Annotated in this window: 1 pseudogene; it reads left to right on the forward strand. The window is 57.5% G+C overall.

From position 1 onward, the window contains the following. Positions 1–40 precede the first annotated feature (40 nt). Positions 41–259: pseudogene (locus tag KVT28_RS27955) on the forward strand (amidohydrolase); the annotation flags it as partial.

A 259-nucleotide genomic window follows, 5' to 3' on the forward strand; every position in this document is an offset into this window, starting at 1 on the left:
GCGATGCTGAGGCTTGCCTTCACTTGTCAGGAGCTTAGCGGTGTCGACCGTCTTAGAGCATTACCCTTTTCTGCATGAAATTCCCGAACTGGGTTTTTAGGAATTTAAGACCTCTGCTTATAGTGCCGATCAGCTGGAGAGCGCCGCAATTAAGGTGACGCGGGGCGTCAATAACACCACCGGCAGGGTCCCGGAAATCGACAGCCGCGAGCCCGGTCCCGAGCAGGAGCTGCGTGCGGATTGCGATGCGCTCGGGCAC

The organism is Pantoea sp. GbtcB22 (assembly GCF_019091025.1).
GTDB classification, from domain to species: domain Bacteria; phylum Pseudomonadota; class Gammaproteobacteria; order Enterobacterales; family Enterobacteriaceae; genus Pantoea; species Pantoea leporis.